The following is a 17108-nucleotide window of genomic DNA, read 5'->3' as shown; positions in this document are numbered from 1 at the left end:
GTTATCTTTCTCCCATAATTCTAACTTCTGCTTCCAATGTCACACCATATTTATCTTGAACTGTTTGCTGAACAAATTTGATCAAATCCTCGTAGTCGTTTCCTGTACCATGCGCCACATTAACCATAAATCCAGCATGTTTCTGTGACACTTCAACCCCACCAACTCTGACACCTTGCAAACCGGAATCCATGATGAGCTTCCCAGCAAAATAACCAGTTGGTCGTTTGAACACCGAACCATTGGATGGATAATTTAGGGGTTGCTTATTCGCACGCTTAAAGTTATTCTCATCCATACGAGCTTTAATCATTTCAGGTTCCCCTGATTGCAGGGTAAATGTTGCTCGCAAGATAATGCCATGATTATCTTGAAAAATTGAGTGGCGGTAATCAAAGTCAATCGCTTCATTACTAAATGTCTTTATCTCACCACTAGGTAACAAGGCATCTACTGAACTTACGACCATATCAGTTTGCCCACCATACGCGCCAGCGTTCATAAATACTGCACCACCAACAGTGCCCGGTATTCCTGCGCCCCATTCGAGACCAGTCAAACCATGTTCGAGCGCTTGCTCAGCAACCCAGATGAGATCCGCACCAGCATCTGCAATAAGCATATGATCACTAACTTGCACATCATGCAGATCGTGCAATAGAATAGTTAATCCACGTAGGCCACCATCTCGAACCACTAAATTTGATAGTCGTCCAAACACTTGCACAGGCATTGCTTTATTTTTTGCCCAAATGAGTAACTTTTTTAAATCATTTTGTGATTTTGGAATTGCGAGGTAATCAACAACGCCTCCGGCTTGCGTATACGCGTAGGGTGCCAAAGATTGTTGTTCTAATATTTCTATTTGCTCAAAATGCATGTTTTTTCGTCTCCAAAGGCCATATATACCATTTTACCAAACTTTAAGGCATTCTACGATGGTAGGCGGCATTTGTTTAGCATATTTTTCAATCATTTTTACGAAATTGATAACTTTAATTAGTTGATGCATAAAAAAAATCACTTGTTAGAAGTGATTTTCTCTTAATTACTGGGCGTCTTTGTCGTCACTGTCACCCTTGAGGCCTTTAACAAAACCTTTGGCAGCATCAACAGCGTCATGTGCCGTATCGCGTACTTTTTGCACATCATCTTTTGCTTGACCCTTTAGTGATTGTGTCTTTCCTTCAACTTCACGCTCTTTATCACCGGTCAACCGACCTTCAAGTTCTTTTGCTTTACCAATCAATTTATCAGTAGCGTTTTGAAATTTGTTGTCTTCTGCCATGCTTTTTCTCCTTTATTGACAATACTTTAGCTAATCTTCATCAAACCATAGCGCAATTTCACGCTCGGCAGCTTCAACTGAGTCAGAACCATGGACAATGTTCATCATCGCTTCAACATCCCATTCACGACCCAAATCACCACGAATCGTTCCCGGTGCGGCCTTTGTTGGGTTAGTCGTGCCCATAAGTGTACGCCAACCAGCAACTATGTTCGTGCCTTCACCCACCATTGCAATAACCGGTCCAGAGGTCATGTAACGCAATAAAGATGGATAAAATGATTTGCCAACATGTTCAGCATAGTGTTGTGCTAACAAAGTTTCATCCGGCAATACCATTTTCATTTTGGTAATATGGTAACCTTTATTCTCAATTCGCTTAATAATTTCACCAATTTTAGCACGTTTCACACCATCTGGTTTAATCATCATAAATGTTCGTTCAGTCATCGCGAGCTCCTTTGATTAGCTTGTACTTCTATTTTACCTAATAAAGAAAGCGGTTACAAGTCAATGTTTTCGTGCAGTACGTTTAACATCCTCAGGGCGATAGGTCATTGCCATGCCTTTCAACAAATTACGCAAATAGCGATCACCAGCCGGCTTGTAATTACGATGATCTGGTCGTCGCAATATGGCACTTAATTCACTTTTAGAAATAGTAATGCCCGCCGTCTTCATAAAGCTCATTAAATCATCGCTAGTGTAACCCATTGCAATTTTCAGTTTTTTAATGACCACATTATTAATACGCTCATCATTGGTCATATCAAACGTCGGTGGTATCGGCTTCAAATCAGCACCAGTTTTATGACCACGCTGTGAAATGATTAAACCATTCATAAAAGATTCCAACATTGTGATTGAAACTTTTTCATCTCGCTTAGCTTCTGGTGTCTGTTTGGTTAACAAATCATGTAATTGTTGCTCATCAATTGTGACACCGCCCAAATCAAAAATCGTGATCATATCAGCATTTTTAATATTAAGTGCGTAGCGCAATCGAATAATAATATCGTTGTTATTCATCATTTCTCCAAATTAGTAAGGATGATTATCATATTCTTCCCAAGCTTCATGCGCGTCTTGAATGCGCTTAAACATCTTTTCCATTTCATTTAATGTGAAACTTGTCAATACCGGACGTCCGTGTGGGCAATTATAAGGGTTCTCTGTCTGCGCCAATGATTGCAAAAGTGTACGTGCCTGCAAATCACTCAGATGCATATTGGCCCGAATTGAACGTTTGCAACTCATCATAATGGCTGTTCGTTCACGAAATTCTGCAATGGTTAAATGACCATCCCTTAAAATCCAGTCTACCATCTCTTTAATCGTATCTTCTTCTTGACCTTTGACAAACCACGTTGGATGTTCACGAATAATCACTGTTGTCGCCCCAAAAGGTTCTAGATGTAATCCAACCTGTTCTAAATCGGTTTCATGATCAGCAATTTTCAACATATCTGCTGCCGAATATGTAATCGTAATTGGTACTAACAAACGTTGCTTATCCTGCCCCACAAGCCCAATTTCTTCTCGATAATATTCATATTTAACACGCTCTTGAGCAGCATGTTGATCAATAAGATACAACCCTTCACTACTTTGAGCAAATAGAAATGTACCGTGCATTTGTCCAATATAATCTAATTCTGGAAAACCACTCTGGCTTTTGGGCGCGACATCAAGGATTTGTTGATCAGCAATCATCTGGGCGTGATAGCTCGGCATCTCTTCGGCAATCTGGTTGACTGGTTCACTGTCAAAAATTAATATTCCCTCTTCATGTTGATACTTCTCGGCAAAAGACTTTACTGCTGAATCCGTTAATTGACGTTTGTCCCTTATGGCAACAACCGCTTCATCATCTATTTTTGCTGGCGCAACTATCGGTGGCTTTTCACTTGACGTCCACGGTGCTAGTTGTTTAGCTTTGGGCGCTGGCTGATGAGTCTCCTGAGGTTTACCGTACAAATTTTCATAGGCATCGGGAATTAAATTTTCATCGGCCAATCTGTCTTTAATCGTTTTGATAATTAAATCAGCCAATTCAGTCTCTTTTGATAATCGTACCTCAGACTTTTGCGGGTGAACATTGACATCAATCAACAACGGACTAGTGCTGACATTTACTACACCCATTGGAAAACGACCAACCATCAATTTAGAACCATAGCCACGAATAACAGCATTCGAAACTGCAAAATTTTTAATGAATCGACCATTTATTAAAATGGTTAAATAATCTCGTGATCCTCGTGTCAATTCTGGTAATGAAATGAAGCCAGTCACGTTGAAATCATCATCTTCACCACCAATTTCAACCATTTTTTGCGCAACATCACGACCATAAATAGCAGCTACCACTTGTTGCTGGTTACCATTACCAGTTGTTTGCAACAAATTCCGACCATCGGCTGTCACAGTGAAAGCAATATTAGCATAAGACAAAGCAATACGATTCATAATGTCTGCAATACGCGCTAATTCTGTTTGTGGGCGTTTGAGATATTTCAAACGCGCTGGCGTGTTGTAAAACAAATCTCTAACCGTTACCACCGTTCCGCGACGTCCATTAGCAGGTGTTGCTGACACTTGCTTCCCGCCCTTGATATGATACATGAGCCCGGTGTTTGAAGCGGCAGTGGTTGTATTCAATGTAACGTCTGCAATTGCGGCAATTGATGGTAAGGCTTCACCTCGAAATCCCAGCGACATGATATTAAATAAATCATGGCGATCGTTAATTTTACTTGTTGCATGTCTGGTAAATGCCAGTGGCACATCTTCAGGGTCAATGCCATCACCATTATCAACGACGCGAATCATTGATTCACCGGCATCTTCAACTAAAATTTCAATTTGAGTGGCACCCGCATCTATGGCATTTTCAACCAGCTCTTTGACAACACTAGCCGGTCTCTCAATCACTTCACCCGCTGCAATTTGGTTGGCTAAAAGATTAGATAATTCATGTATACGTGTCATAATTTATGACCTCAATTTCTTCAAATCTGCTAACAAATTCAGTGCGTCCAAGGGCGTCATTGTGGCAATTGTAATCTGATCTAATTTTGCTAACAACTTTTCAGTGTTCTGATCTACCGCGTCCACATTAAACAACGCTACTTGCTGACTCGCAGGTGTTTCACTGGTAGGTTGACTGGTTATGCTGCCTTGCTCTAATCCGCTCAAAATGTTGGTAGCATTTGCAATTAATGTTTCTGGCAATCCAGCCAAGGCTGCCACGTGAATACCATATGATTTGTCAGCTGGTCCCACTTGAATTTGATGTAGAAAATGAAGCTTACCTGCTTCATCCTCAACCGCGCCAACATGAACATTAACGATACTTGCATGTTGATTGGCTAGTGCCGTTAGTTCATGATAGTGAGTGGAAAAAAGTGTTTTGGCGTGGACATGGGCATCCAAATATTCAATAATTGCTTGCGCAAGTGCCATGCCATCGTAAGTAGCCGTCCCACGACCTAACTCGTCAAATAAAATCAAGGAATGCGCAGTGGCTTCTTGCAACGCCAAATTGGCTTCAGCCATTTCCACCATGAATGTTGACTGACCCATTGCCATATCATCGTTTGCCCCGATTCGGGTAAAAATTTGATCAAACACTGGCAACACAGCGCTGTCAGCGGGGACGAAACTGCCCATTTGTGCTAACATCACAATCAACGCCAATTCTCTCATGTACGTTGATTTTCCGGCCATATTTGGTCCTGTAATTAACTGCATACTGGTATCTTGATCAAGCAAAACATCGTTGGCAACAAACTCACCAGTGGCTAATAACGATTCGACGACAGGATGACGGCCTTGTTTGATATCAATGACATTGTCATTCGTAAACGTTGGTCTAACAAAACGATGGCTGTCCGCTACATCTGCTAAACTTGCTAACACATCTAAACGCGCTACTTGGCGTGCTAAGGTCTGAAGGCGATTGATGTTAGCCTTGACCCGCTCTCGCACTGTAACAAACAATTCGTATTCACGTTCCGCTCGCTTAAGCTGAGCTTCGTTAATCAGGCTTTCGTGTTCTTTTAATTCAGGTGTGACAAAGCGTTCTGCGTTCGTCAAGGTTTGACGCCGTTCATAGCGTCCTTCAGGTAACTTAGCAACGTTGGCTCGCGACACTTCAATGAAAAAGCCAAAGTTTTTATTGTATTTCACTTTTAATGTGTTGATGCCTGTTGTAGCACGTTCATCCGTTTCTAACTGTGCTAACCATTGTTGGTTTTCTGTTAACACACGACGATAATCGTCAATTTTACTATCGAAACCTGTGTTAATCAGATCACCCTCACGAACACTAACTGGCGGATCATCAACGATTGCTTCATCAATTAAACCTGCTAAGTCAGCCATTGCATCTAATTCACCACCGGCCGAGCTCAAGATAATATCACCCTCAGCCAAAACTGATTTCATCCCCGGAATAGCAGATAACGATCGCTTCAACTGCACCAGTTCACGGGGATTCATTGTTCCCATTGCCGCACGTGCCGCCAATCGTTCCAAATCATAAACTGATTTTAAATGGTCTTGTAGCGCACCACGAACAAAAAAAGCAGATTGAAAGGCCGAAACAACATCTAATCGATGGTTAATGTCATCAATATCGCGTAATGGTTTCAATAACCATTGTTTTAATAGGCGTCCACCCATCGCCGTTTTGGTTTCATCAATTAAACCTAATAATGAACCAGATTTTTTATGGGTTCTAGCATTTTCGACCAAATCCAAATTCGTACGGGTATCTTGATTGAATTTAAGGTAGGCAAGACGCTCATAACTCTCAGCGGGGACAATATGTTCAAGATTGCGTCGTTGCGTATCAAATAAGTAGTTCAATAAAAGCGCTGTAACACTTGCTTCACTTGCATTGGCTAATCCCTTGGTTAAAAAGCTCACAGTAGCATTCGCTTCAGCCGATTCTTGAGTTGATACTACCAACCCTTCTTCACCTAATTGATTAGCCAGCTGTAAGGTGATTGTTTGTTCATCATTTTTTAACAGCACCACTTCTTTAACTTCAAGAGAACGTAACTCATCTATCACATCTTCAAAACGCTTAATCGTTGTTACTTTTAACTCACCGGTTGATAAATCAATGTAACTGAGACTGAAACGCTGGTCATCTGGTAAAATTGCTGCTAAATAGTTATTTTGCTTATCATTGCCTGCTCCACCAAGCATCTTAGTACCAGGTGTTATCAGTTGAACAACATCACGTTTCACCATACCTTGTGCAACGGCTGGATCTTCCATTTGCTCAACAATGGCGACTTTATAGCCTTGATCGACTAGAATATCAATATAATTTTGTGCCGCATGGTGGGGAATGCCAGCCATCGGCACTGGGTTTTCAGCATTTTTATTACGTGCCGTTAACGTTAATTCTAGTAATTTTGCACCCAAAACAGCGTCATCTTCAAACAACTCGTAAAAATCTCCCAAACGATAAAAAACGAATGCGTCAGGATATTGCTTTTTGATTTCATGATACTGCACCATCATCGGTGTATCAGCGGTTTTGCCCATAATCAATGCCTCTTTTCATAACTATAATTTTACCATACGATATTTTACAACTTGCTAATAAAAACGCTCACATACACCAAATGATGCCACGTGAACGATTGACTTGTCTTGTCAAATTATGATTTTACACCGCGCTTAAAGACAGTGACACTCTCAATATGCGTTGTCTGTGGAAATTGGTCGAGCGGTTGAATGTCGCCATCAATCACGTAACCATTTGCTAAAATTTCGACAGCATCACGTGCTAAAGTAGCTGGATTACAACTGATGTAAACAAAAGTCTCAGGTGCCATGGTACTAACTGCTTCAATCAATTCAGAAGTTAGCCCTTTTCGTGGTGGATCAACAAACACAACATCAGGTTTTAAGCCTTCATTTGCCCACTTTACCATTTGTTCTGGTGCATCAGCCAACACAAACTCTACATTACCAATATGATTATTATGTGCATTCTTTTCTGCATCAGCAACAGCACCTTCAATCACTTCAACACCATAAACTTTTTTCACCTGATCAGCAACTGATAAAGTAATGGTTCCAATACCAGAATATGCATCAACGACTGTATCCGTGGCTTTCAATCCGGCTTTTTTGGCCGCTAAAGTATAGAGTACAGATGTTGTCTGTGGATTAACCTGGTAGAAAGAATTTGGTCCAATCACAAAATCTTTGCCCATTAACTGATCGTGAATATCATCCGCACCCCAGATTGTTTCATTCCAATCACCCATAATCACATTAGTATCATGGTTATTAATATTATGAATAAAACTCTTTAGTTCTGGTAACTTTGCTCGTAATTTGTCGGCAATTTCTTCGGCTTCAGGCAAACGTTTGGTATTAGTAACAATAACGACCATCAATTCGTGTGAGTAATAACCACGGCGAGCCATAATGTGCCGGACGACACCTTTTTTGGTATGTTCATCATAAGCAGATACATTGTAGTCTCGCAGAATATCTCGTGTTACACGAACTGCTTCATCCACTTTTGGATCTTGAATGTAAAAATTATCAACTGGTACGAGTTTATGTGAGCCTCGCCGATAAAATCCGGTTGTCAGTTGACCATCAATCATTTGCACCGGAACCTGCGCCTTATTACGATAAGCCGTAGGATTGGTCATCCCAATAGTTGGTGCAACAGTAACTGGTACGTTAACCTTTTTGAATAATTGTTCAATTTGACGCTGTTTAAACTTAAGTTGCGCATCATACTTTAAATTGGCTAATGGCGCAATTCCTGTTGTAATTGCAACTTGATCAACGTCGGACACACGATCTGGCGAAACAGTTACACGCTTGATAACACGTCCAAATGCATAATTCTTAAGAACTTTCGTCACAACAACACGGATGGTCTCTCCAGGAATCGCGTCAACAACAAAAATTGGAAAACTATCAATTTTGATGACGCCCATGCCTTGATAAGTAATATCAATTACTTCAGCTTCAACTTCTTGGTTCTTACTAACTGGTACTTTTTTTGGATAAACTCGATTAGCTTTCGCCATGATAATAACTACTTTCTCGCGCCTTTTGATACGCACTTAAATAAAATTGCAACAGGAACACGTTTGCTAAATAATCAATTCTCTAATTTTTCTGCAGCTTCAACAAACTTGCGTTTGGCATCACTAACAACTGTCTCAGACATGCCTGAACGGTTAGCCACAAACTCGATATGTTGCTGCAAATCAGTAAATACCATCGGTGCATCTCCACCATATTCACCATCAATATTGACTTTCATTTGGGCATTATTTAGTGGCAAAATTTCAACTTTATTTGTCTTTTTATAAATCAAATTTGGGTTGTTAATATGCTTACCACCATTAATCATTTGGGCAACCATTTGTAGTATTTGTCCCAAATTTGATTCTTTAATAATGAGCAATGTGAACCGACCATCATCGAGTTGTGCATCAGGTACAATTGATTCAAATCCACCGACCGAATTGGTTAATGCCAAAAAAATCATGGAAATACTACCGGAATATTCACCGTCGTCATATTGCACCGTCGCATTAACCGGTTTGATCCGAGTCAACAATTCTGCACCTTTGACCAAATAAGCAAGATAACCATACAAAGATTTCATCAATGATGGCACTGCATAAGTCACTTCACTAATGGTCCCTAGTGCCGCAATATTCATGAAATATTTTGTCTTGTCATCTTTATCAATTTGACCAATATCCATTTTAATGGTCTCATTTTGTAAAATAACCTTGGCGGCTTCTAGTGGTTCGTCACGAGGTAATTTTAAAGCACGCGCATAATCATTAGTTGTTCCCGCTGGAATGACAGCCATCATAGGACGTTGCTTCAAGGGCGACAAGCCATTCACAACCTCGTTAATCGTACCGTCCCCACCAGCAGCAACAATCAAATCAAAGCCTTCTTCTGCAGCTCGTTTAGCTTCCTTAGCAGCACTCATCGGCTCAGGTGTTGTCGCAAAAGCAGATGTTTCGTAACCAGCCTTTTCGTAGACAGATAAAATATCTAGCATTTCACGTTTAATTGCTTCTCGACCAGAAGTCGGATTATAGATGATTCTTGCTCGTTTCATAGTTAAGCATGTTAACCGACATAGTAACGTCAGTCACATGTTTCCTTTCTGAGAAATATATGTACATGAAGCAATGCATTTGCTTCACTAAATTAACAGTTGGTTTAGCGTTTGTTTAATTCTGCCAACAATAACTTGTTCAAAACACCTGGGTTAGCCTGTCCCTTTGACATTTTCATCAATTGACCAATCAAATAACCCGTAGCACGATCTTTTCCACCCTTAAAGTCTTCGATTGATTGTGGATTGTTATCCAACACTTCAGTAATCCAAGCTAACAATACATCGGGATCACTTAGTTGCACTAAGCCATGCGCTTTTGCGAATGCCTCAGGCTCTTCACCTGTCATGATCGCTTCAAAAACTTGTTTGGCTTGTTTGGTTGAAATTGTACCATCTTCAATCAATTTCACCATGCCCGCCAAATGTTCTGGGGTCAGCTCTGTATCTTGCAATTCTACTTGATGTTTGTTCATATAAGCATTGACATCACCAATCAAATAATTCGCTGCACGTTTAGCATCAGCACCAGCGGCAATTGTATCATCATAAAAATTAGCCATAGCCAGTGTCTGCGTTAACACTTCAGCATCATACGGCTCAATACCAAGGTCGTTCACATAGTGGTCGCGGCGCTCACCAGCTGACTTGGGTAAGCTTGCTGCAACTTCATCAATCCATGTTTGATCGATAACCACTGGTGACAAATCAGGTTCTGGAAAATAGCGGTAATCATCAGCGCCTTCTTTGACACGCATTAAAATCGTTGACTTTGTAGGTTCATCATATCGTCGTGTTTCCTGACGAATTTCACCACCAGCGCGGAGCACTTCAGCTTGACGCTTTTCTTCAAATATCAATGCATTACGAACATAGTTAAACGAGTTGATATTTTTCATTTCAACCTTGGTTCCGTAAGTATCTGATCCGTATGGTCGAATTGAGATATTGACATCGGCACGCATTTGCCCCTCTTGCATTTTGGCTTCAGACACGCCTGTGAACAAAACGGCTTGACGTAATTGTTCAAGGTAAGCATATGCTTCTTCTGGTGAGGCAATATCTGGCTCAGACACAATTTCAATCAACGGTGTCCCTTGACGATTCAAATCAACATATGAATAACCGTCGCTACCGTGTGTGTTTTTTCCAGCATCCTCTTCAACGTGCATTTCTTTAATGCGAACACGTTTCACTGTACCATCGTCCAAAGTCACATCCAAATAACCATTTGTACCAATGGGGGTTTGTGACTGTGTTGTCTGATAAGCCTTGGGATTATCAGGGTAGAAATAGTTCTTACGGTCCCAACGAATAAATGGTGAAACAGTTGCGTTTAACGCCAGTGCCACACGCATACCGTATTCCAGCGCGCCTTTATTGGCAACAGGCAAAACACCTGGATAGCCAAAATCAATCACGTTCGTATTTTCATTAGGCTCATCACCATAATGTACCGGTGAGGGTGACAACAGCTTAGAGTTTGTTTGCATTTCAACGTGGACTTCAAGTCCAATTGTTGTTTCAAAATTTCCAGTTCCCATTTGTGTGCCCCTCCTTTTTAATACTTTGTCGCAATGTCAGGCTGCTGATCAAACAAGTGACTTGCTTGCTCGTAAGCATAACCAGTTTGATAAACAGTTTGTTCATCAAAAGGTTTACCAATGATTTGCAAACCGACTGGTAGCCCGTCAACAAAACCAGCGTTCACTGACAATCCTGGTAATCCTGCCAAATTAACCGGAATGGTTAATACATCTGCCAAATACATAGCTGTTGGATCGTCGACTTCCTCACCCAATCCATAGGCAACAGTTGGCGCAGTTGGTCCAACGATTACATCGTACTTTTCAAAGACTTTGTTAAAATCTTCAATTAATAACGTTCTAATCTTGGCAGCTTTTTTGAAGAAAGCGTCATAAGCACCAGCTGATAGAGAGAAAGTTCCTAACATGATACGACGCTTTACCTCATCCCCAAATCCTTCTGAACGTGTTTTAACATATAAATCTTCCAAGTTCTTAACATCATCAGCTCGGAAACCATAGCGTACACCATCATATCGTTGTAAGTTTGATGAAGCTTCTGAAGACATAATAATATAATAGGCTGCGACACCATATTTTGTGTGTGGTAGACTGACTTCATCCACCGTAGCACCTAAAGCCTCCAATTGAGCGATGGCAGCCTTAACTTGCTGTGCCACTTTAGGATCAATACCTTCTCCAAAATATTCTTTTGGTACAGCAATTTTCAAGCCCTTAACATCACCCGTTAATTTCTTAGAAAAGTCAGGTACTTCACGCTGAGATGCTGTTGAATCGTGGGCGTCAAAACCAGCAATTGCACTCAAAACAGCAGCATTGTCCTGAACTGTCCGTGTGAAAGGACCAATTTGGTCCAACGATGATGCCATTGCGAACAGTCCCCAACGTGATACGCGACCATAAGTTGGTTTCATGCCAACAATACCATTAAAGGCAGCTGGCTGGCGAATGGAACCACCAGTGTCTGAGCCTAAAGCAAATGGTACTTGTCCACCCGCAACGGCAGATGCAGAACCACCTGATGACCCACCAGGCACCTTACTATGGTCCCATGCATTCGTTGTTTTCTTGTAATAAGAAGTTTCCGTTGAGCCACCCATCGCAAACTCATCCATATTCGTTTTACCGACTGAAACGGCACCATTATTGAATAACTTTTCAACCACTGTGGCATTATAGATTGGTTTAAAGCCTTCCAAAATATGAGAGGCCCCCGTTGTTTGAATACCCTTGGTAGCCAAGTTATCTTTTAACCCAACTGGAATACCTGTCAACACATTGTCAAAATTGCCTTTTTCATCAATTAATTTTGCTTGTGCTAGCGCTTCATCAGGGTTAGTTGAAATAAATGCTTGTAATTGTTCATCTGTAGCGGCAATATTATCAAGCGTGGCTTCGGTCAACTCCGTTGCCGTGATTTCTTTATTAACCAACTGCTCATGCAATGAGGCTAAATCATGTTCAAAATAATTAAATGTCATATTTATTCACCCTCGCCATCTAGAATTGCTGGCACTTTAATTAATCCAGCTGCCGCCAAAGGCGCATTCTCCAACAGTTCTTGCTTTTGTCCCCAATTATTTGCGACATCATCTCGCAAGTGATTGACAGTCTCGGTAACAGAATAAGTCGGCTCGACATTATCCGTATTAACTTCACTCAAGGTATCAAAAATATTTAAAATATCACTCAATTGTGTCGTGAATTGGTCTAATTCAGTGTCATTAAACGCCAATTTAGCCAAACCGGCGACATGAGCAACTTCGTCACGTGTTATTGTTGTTTCAGCCATGTGTGAGATAGTTCCTTCCAAATTTATATACTGTATTATTTTACCACACTCTATCAGGTCATTGCCCTTGCATTTCAAGACATTTCATGTATAATTGAATACGTTGTATAAACAACACGACCAAATACTTTGTTTGACGTCTCACCGTCGTTTTACACAGTTTTTGGTGACATTTTAGAAAGGTGGATATGATTATGGCCCTTACACAAGAACGTAAGAACGAAATCATTAAGGAATATGCCCGCCACGAAGGCGATACAGGTTCAGCGGAAGTACAAATCGCAGTTTTGACTGCTGATATTAACGAGTTGAACGTACACATGGCAGCTCACAAACATGATTTCCACTCACAACGTGGTTTGATGAAGAAAATTGGTAGCCGTCGTAACTTATTACGTTACCTCCGCAATACTGATATTCAACGTTATCGTGAATTAATCCAACGCTTAGGCTTGCGTCGTTAATCTTCGGATTACTTGAAAGCCTCGTATCAAATTTAAGGAGAAAAGACATATGCCTGTTATTGAATCAGCAATTCAACGTGTTCGTCTTACGAAAAAGCAACATGATCGTAACGAACCCCAAATCAGTGCTTACCGTACAGCTGTTAAAAAGTTTGAAAAAGCTTCAGTTGCCGGAGCAGATAATTTGGCAGAATTATATAAGGCTGCTTCTTCAGCAATTGATCACGCCTACTCAAAAGGTTTGATTAAGAAGAACAAGGCTTCACGTGAAAAGTCACGTCTAGCTAAGTACGTTAAGTAATTAACGACCAGTCAAAAAAAGACATGACATTATTCAATGTCATGTCTTTTTTGTGTCTAACGTGTTTCCCCACGTTTTTTATTTGCTTTACGTGTTGCACGCATTTCTTGACGCTGCGCAATACGCCGATCCATTTGATCTTGACGTTTGATTGCATTTTTGATGCGCCTTTTATAACCAGGTTTAACTATTTTTTTCTTTTTCTTGACCATACCAACCATGGTTGGATCCAGTTTCTTAGTGGTTGCAACACGTTGCTTACGAGCCCGACGATCTTTCACATCAACAATTTCATTGTCTTTAATTTGTTTTGCTTTAAAATCAATGCCCAGTGACTCCAGTTCAGCCACTTCATCTTCTTCATCCGGACCATATAGTGTAATCGCCAAGCCAGGCAATCCATTTCTCCCGGTACGGCCGACGCGATGAACAAAAAATTCTAGCTCATCTGGAATATCATCATTAATAACATGAGAGACCCCTTCAATATCAATACCGCGAGCCGCCAAATCAGTAGCTACCACGTACTGATATTCTAGGTTTTGAATTGCTTTCATCACACGGCGGCGTTCACGTGGCTCAATATCACCATGTATTTCAGCTATTTTCAAACCGTGACCACGCAAATAACTTGCAATTTCCTTTGCACGCTCTTTTGTATTTGCAAACACTAATGCCAAATAGGGATTCCCTATCGTGAGAACCTGTAATAAGACATCATTTTTATCTTTTGATTTCGTCGCTAATAACCAATTATCGATTGTATCAGCAATCACTGTCGAGACTGGAATCGCTTCAAAATGCGGATTATCGAGGTATTTCTTTAAAAATGGCTTGAGCTTTTCCGGCATTGTCGCACTAAAAACAAGTGTTTGCAATGTCTCTGGCATTGCGCCTGCAATATAATCAACTTCACTCAAAAATCCCATATCAAGCGTCATGTCGGCTTCATCCACAACTAATGTACGGACTGCATGTAATTTCAAAGCACCTGATTCAACCAAATCTTTAATACGGCCAGGTGTACCAATCACAATTTGTGGCTGTTGATGTTCTAAATGCTTGATTTGTCGTTGCTTATCAGTGCCACCGACAAATTCAGAAATAGTAATATTCTGGTTGAACTGTTCAGCAAATAATTTAGTTGCAAGTGTAATTTGAGCTGCTAATTCACGCGAAGGCGTCGTAATAACAGCTTGAACATAATTTTTTTTCTGTTCCAATGCGTTGAGAATTGGAATCAAAAAAGTATGGGTTTTACCCGAACCTGTTTGTGATTGTCCAACTACATCACGTCCTTGCAAAATATCAGGTATTAACTTCGCCTGAACTGGGGTTGGTTCATAAAACCCAATCGCACTTAATGCTGTAATAATTTCGGGTTTTAAATTAAATTGTCCAAATTGGTTTGCTTTTTCAGCCATCAATCTTCCTTTTCTACACCATACTTTTCTATAAGTGCACTATCCACAATTTTCACTAGTCGCGCAATATCATTCTTATCTTGTGCCCATGCGCCCGAAGCCATTGGATGCCCACCACCATCAAATTGATTTGCAATTTGATTAATCACAATGGTTTTGGACCGTAAACGTACACGGAAATTACCTTCATCTTGTTCTTCAAAAATTGCCCACGCTTTCACACAGTCAATTTTTGAAGGCAGTGGCACAACGAATGCTGTTCCAGACTCTTGCAAATTAAATTTTTTAACCAAGTCTTTGGTCATGACAATATAAGCGAAACCTGAAGGCAAAATGGTCAAATTTTGTAATACATAACCAGACAACTTGGCCGCATTTTCGGAAATCGTCTCCATGTGATGATGAACAGTCTCATAGTCAAAATGATATTTAAATAACTCGGATACAACGCGGAACGTTTCAGAATCCATGCCGTACATAAAGCGACCAGTGTCACCAACAATACCAATATACAGCAATCGGGCTGCCTCTTGTGTCATCACAAGCCCTTGGTCCTTCAGCAACTCGTAAAACTCATAAATCATCGTACTTGTAGCAGAATGACCCTCTTTCACCCATTGCCAATCGCCATACTGATCATCATTTGGATGGTGATCGATTTTGATAATTTCTAAACCATTAGACCAACGCTGATCATCTACTCGCGGTGCATTTGCTGTATCCGTTACGATCACCAAAGCCTTATTATAGGTTGCATCAGAAATTGTGTCCATAAAAGGCTCAGTCTCACTCATCCAAGCCAATCCTGGCACAGGCTTCCCAACAGCATAAATATTTTTTTCAGGAAAACTAGCTTTCAGTATCGCTTTTAGGCCTAATTGCGAGCCAAAGGCATCTGGATCAGGTCGCTGATGTCGATGGATAATAATGGTTTCATAACGTTTAATTTGTTCTAATATTTGCTCTTCAATACGTGCCATGTCTATTCTTTCTCAAATACTATTTCCTACAATTGTATCATTAAAATAGCGACATTTCCTCAAAAGTCGCAGATTGTAGATTACTCATTGAAACGCCTAGCAAACGCACTGAAAATTCGGTACCAATATTATCTTCAAACGTTGCTTGTGAAGCCATCACCAGTGTCGCTTCATTCAATTGCCAAGGGGCATCTTGTGTAATCGCACGTGTTATTGTGTTAAATTGATCATCCCTAATTTTGATATTTAAAGTACGTCCAATCAGTTTTTGTCGTTTCAAGCTCATAATTAAGCTACTCACTAGCTTTTTGAATTCAATTTGAACGGCATTGTTGTCATGCAATGCATGGTCAAACGTTTCTTCTTTACCAATCGACTGTCGCTGTCTTTGCCATTCAACTGCACCAAAATGAACACCGCGAGCTTGCCAATACAAACGTTCGCCCATTTTGCCAAACTCAGTTTTGAGTGTTTCTTGTGACATCTGACGTAAATCTAAACCATTTTCAATACCCAATTCATCAAACTTTTCTTTTGTTTTTTTACCGACTCCGCGAAAAGCACTTATTGGTAAGTAATCTAAAAACTGAAGTTGGTTCTCATGATCAATCACAGTGACGCCATTAGGTTTATTATATTCTGATCCTAATTTGGCTAATAACTTATTGTGAGAAACCCCAATAGAACTCGTTAGTTGTGTTTCTTTTAATATCTGGTGCCTTATTTCAGCAGCCAAAGTTGCACCACTTAAAATATTTTCCGTTACATCCAAGTAGGCCTCATCAAAAGCCACAGGTTCAACTTTAGTGGTAAACCGACGAAAAATATCATGAATTTGTGCGGAAACAACTTTATATTTGGGAAAGTTTGGCGAGAGAAATATGCCATTGGGTGCCAATCGTTTTGCTTCAAAAGCACTCATCGCAGAATGAATGCCCAGCTGACGCGCAACATAATTAGCAGTAGCAACCACCCCATGTCCGTTATTTTGAGTTGGATCCCTTGCAATAATTAAGGGCTTAGAACGTAATTCTGGCTGATCTCTCATTTCAATTTGCGCATAAAATGCATCTAAATCAACATGTAATATTTTACGTTTATCAATTGTTGTCAAGAATTCTGCCATGATTATATTTTATCACGGGAACACTTGTTCTTGCAGCTTATTTAGTACAATC

At 40.4% G+C, this 17108-nt stretch carries 16 protein-coding genes; 2 read left to right on the top strand and 14 right to left on the bottom strand.

The annotated features are described in order from the left end of the window. Window position 1 precedes the first annotated feature (1 nt). The 11 genes from murB to gatC form a co-directional block, all read right to left on the bottom strand. Window positions 2–880, bottom strand: coding sequence for a UDP-N-acetylmuramate dehydrogenase (gene murB, locus IEU65_RS06445; protein ID WP_010275796.1), 879 nt, complete (start codon window positions 878–880; stop codon window positions 2–4). 168 nt (window positions 881–1048) lie between these two features. Then, window positions 1049–1288 (bottom strand): CsbD family protein, encoded by a 240-nt coding sequence (locus IEU65_RS06440; protein ID WP_010275792.1) that lies wholly within the window; start codon window positions 1286–1288, stop codon window positions 1049–1051. Window positions 1289–1318: 30 nt separating this feature from the next. Then, entirely contained in the window at window positions 1319–1738 is a 420-nt protein-coding gene (gene ndk / locus IEU65_RS06435; protein ID WP_010275790.1) for a nucleoside-diphosphate kinase, read from the bottom strand. A 60-nt stretch (window positions 1739–1798) separates the two neighbouring features. Continuing rightward, window positions 1799–2317: a YehS family protein gene (locus IEU65_RS06430; RefSeq protein ID WP_010275787.1), complete on the bottom strand. Its 519-nt coding sequence runs from the start codon at window positions 2315–2317 to the stop codon at window positions 1799–1801. A gap of 12 nt (window positions 2318–2329) precedes the next feature. After that, entirely contained in the window at window positions 2330–4279 is a 1950-nt protein-coding gene (mutL, locus tag IEU65_RS06425; protein ID WP_010275781.1) for a DNA mismatch repair endonuclease MutL, read from the bottom strand. Window positions 4280–4282: 3 nt separating this feature from the next. Next, window positions 4283–6850 (bottom strand): DNA mismatch repair protein MutS, encoded by a 2568-nt coding sequence (mutS, locus tag IEU65_RS06420; protein ID WP_010275777.1) that lies wholly within the window; start codon window positions 6848–6850, stop codon window positions 4283–4285. A 116-nt stretch (window positions 6851–6966) separates the two neighbouring features. Further along, entirely contained in the window at window positions 6967–8364 is a 1398-nt protein-coding gene (gene rlmD / locus IEU65_RS06415; RefSeq protein WP_010275773.1) for a 23S rRNA (uracil(1939)-C(5))-methyltransferase RlmD, read from the bottom strand. A gap of 74 nt (window positions 8365–8438) precedes the next feature. Continuing rightward, the gene (locus tag IEU65_RS06410) at window positions 8439–9422 is read right to left on the bottom strand and encodes a diacylglycerol kinase family lipid kinase (protein ID WP_004910532.1); all 984 of its coding nucleotides are present in this window, start codon (window positions 9420–9422) and stop codon (window positions 8439–8441) included. A gap of 104 nt (window positions 9423–9526) precedes the next feature. After that, complete coding sequence (gene gatB / locus IEU65_RS06405; protein WP_010275767.1) at window positions 9527–10966, bottom strand: Asp-tRNA(Asn)/Glu-tRNA(Gln) amidotransferase subunit GatB; 1440 nt, start codon at window positions 10964–10966, stop codon at window positions 9527–9529. A 17-nt stretch (window positions 10967–10983) separates the two neighbouring features. Continuing rightward, window positions 10984–12450: an Asp-tRNA(Asn)/Glu-tRNA(Gln) amidotransferase subunit GatA gene (gene gatA / locus IEU65_RS06400; protein ID WP_010275762.1), complete on the bottom strand. Its 1467-nt coding sequence runs from the start codon at window positions 12448–12450 to the stop codon at window positions 10984–10986. Window positions 12451–12452: 2 nt separating this feature from the next. Further along, window positions 12453–12761, bottom strand: a complete 309-nt coding sequence (gene gatC, locus IEU65_RS06395; protein WP_010275758.1) for an Asp-tRNA(Asn)/Glu-tRNA(Gln) amidotransferase subunit GatC — start codon at window positions 12759–12761, stop codon at window positions 12453–12455. Window positions 12762–12955: 194 nt separating this feature from the next. Here gatC and rpsO point away from each other — a divergent pair, with 194 nt between their 5' ends. After that, window positions 12956–13225: a 30S ribosomal protein S15 gene (gene rpsO, locus IEU65_RS06390; protein WP_004902545.1), complete on the top strand. Its 270-nt coding sequence runs from the start codon at window positions 12956–12958 to the stop codon at window positions 13223–13225. A gap of 49 nt (window positions 13226–13274) precedes the next feature. Further along, window positions 13275–13526, top strand: a complete 252-nt coding sequence (gene rpsT, locus IEU65_RS06385) for a 30S ribosomal protein S20 (RefSeq protein WP_004910538.1) — start codon at window positions 13275–13277, stop codon at window positions 13524–13526. 56 nt (window positions 13527–13582) lie between these two features. Here the strand turns inward: rpsT and IEU65_RS06380 are convergent, their stop codons facing one another. Genes IEU65_RS06380 through dinB form a run of 3 tightly spaced genes read right to left on the bottom strand, consistent with a single transcriptional unit; the run spans window position 13583 to window position 17056 of the window. Next, window positions 13583–14950 (bottom strand): DEAD/DEAH box helicase, encoded by a 1368-nt coding sequence (locus IEU65_RS06380; protein ID WP_010275708.1) that lies wholly within the window; start codon window positions 14948–14950, stop codon window positions 13583–13585. Next, window positions 14950–15930, bottom strand: coding sequence for a DHH family phosphoesterase (locus IEU65_RS06375; protein WP_010275705.1), 981 nt, complete (start codon window positions 15928–15930; stop codon window positions 14950–14952). The genes IEU65_RS06380 and IEU65_RS06375 overlap by 1 nt, the downstream gene beginning before the upstream one ends. A gap of 40 nt (window positions 15931–15970) precedes the next feature. Then, the gene (gene dinB / locus IEU65_RS06370) at window positions 15971–17056 is read right to left on the bottom strand and encodes a DNA polymerase IV (RefSeq protein ID WP_010275702.1); all 1086 of its coding nucleotides are present in this window, start codon (window positions 17054–17056) and stop codon (window positions 15971–15973) included. Window positions 17057–17108: the final 52 nt, after the last annotated feature.

The sequence above is a fragment of the Leuconostoc pseudomesenteroides KCTC 3652 genome (genome assembly GCF_014634745.1).
GTDB classification, from domain to species: Bacteria; Bacillota; Bacilli; order Lactobacillales; family Lactobacillaceae; genus Leuconostoc; species Leuconostoc pseudomesenteroides.
The sequence above is the reverse complement of the archived record's forward strand: the minus strand, read 5'-3'. Positions and strand labels throughout refer to the sequence as shown.

Bases quoted from the DNA above. Each gene is read 5' to 3' on its own strand.
- rlmD (WP_010275773.1), bottom strand. From the start codon at position 8,364: ATGGCGAAAGCTAATCGAGTTTATCCAAAAAAAGTACCAGTTAGTAAG.
- dinB (WP_010275702.1), bottom strand. From the start codon at position 17,056: ATGGCAGAATTCTTGACAACAATTGATAAACGTAAAATATTACATGTT.
- gatA (WP_010275762.1), bottom strand. From the start codon at position 12,450: ATGACATTTAATTATTTTGAACATGATTTAGCCTCATTGCATGAGCAG.
- mutL (WP_010275781.1), bottom strand. From the start codon at position 4,279: ATGACACGTATACATGAATTATCTAATCTTTTAGCCAACCAAATTGCA.
- rpsO (WP_004902545.1), top strand. From the start codon at position 12,956: ATGGCCCTTACACAAGAACGTAAGAACGAAATCATTAAGGAATATGCC.
- gatC (WP_010275758.1), bottom strand. From the start codon at position 12,761: ATGGCTGAAACAACAATAACACGTGACGAAGTTGCTCATGTCGCCGGT.
- murB (WP_010275796.1), bottom strand. From the start codon at position 880: ATGCATTTTGAGCAAATAGAAATATTAGAACAACAATCTTTGGCACCC.
- ndk (WP_010275790.1), bottom strand. From the start codon at position 1,738: ATGACTGAACGAACATTTATGATGATTAAACCAGATGGTGTGAAACGT.
- mutS (WP_010275777.1), bottom strand. From the start codon at position 6,850: ATGGGCAAAACCGCTGATACACCGATGATGGTGCAGTATCATGAAATC.
- IEU65_RS06430 (WP_010275787.1), bottom strand. From the start codon at position 2,317: ATGAATAACAACGATATTATTATTCGATTGCGCTACGCACTTAATATT.
- IEU65_RS06410 (WP_004910532.1), bottom strand. From the start codon at position 9,422: ATGAAACGAGCAAGAATCATCTATAATCCGACTTCTGGTCGAGAAGCA.
- IEU65_RS06375 (WP_010275705.1), bottom strand. From the start codon at position 15,930: ATGGCACGTATTGAAGAGCAAATATTAGAACAAATTAAACGTTATGAA.
- rpsT (WP_004910538.1), top strand. From the start codon at position 13,275: ATGCCTGTTATTGAATCAGCAATTCAACGTGTTCGTCTTACGAAAAAG.
- gatB (WP_010275767.1), bottom strand. From the start codon at position 10,966: ATGGGAACTGGAAATTTTGAAACAACAATTGGACTTGAAGTCCACGTT.
- IEU65_RS06380 (WP_010275708.1), bottom strand. From the start codon at position 14,950: ATGGCTGAAAAAGCAAACCAATTTGGACAATTTAATTTAAAACCCGAA.
- IEU65_RS06440 (WP_010275792.1), bottom strand. From the start codon at position 1,288: ATGGCAGAAGACAACAAATTTCAAAACGCTACTGATAAATTGATTGGT.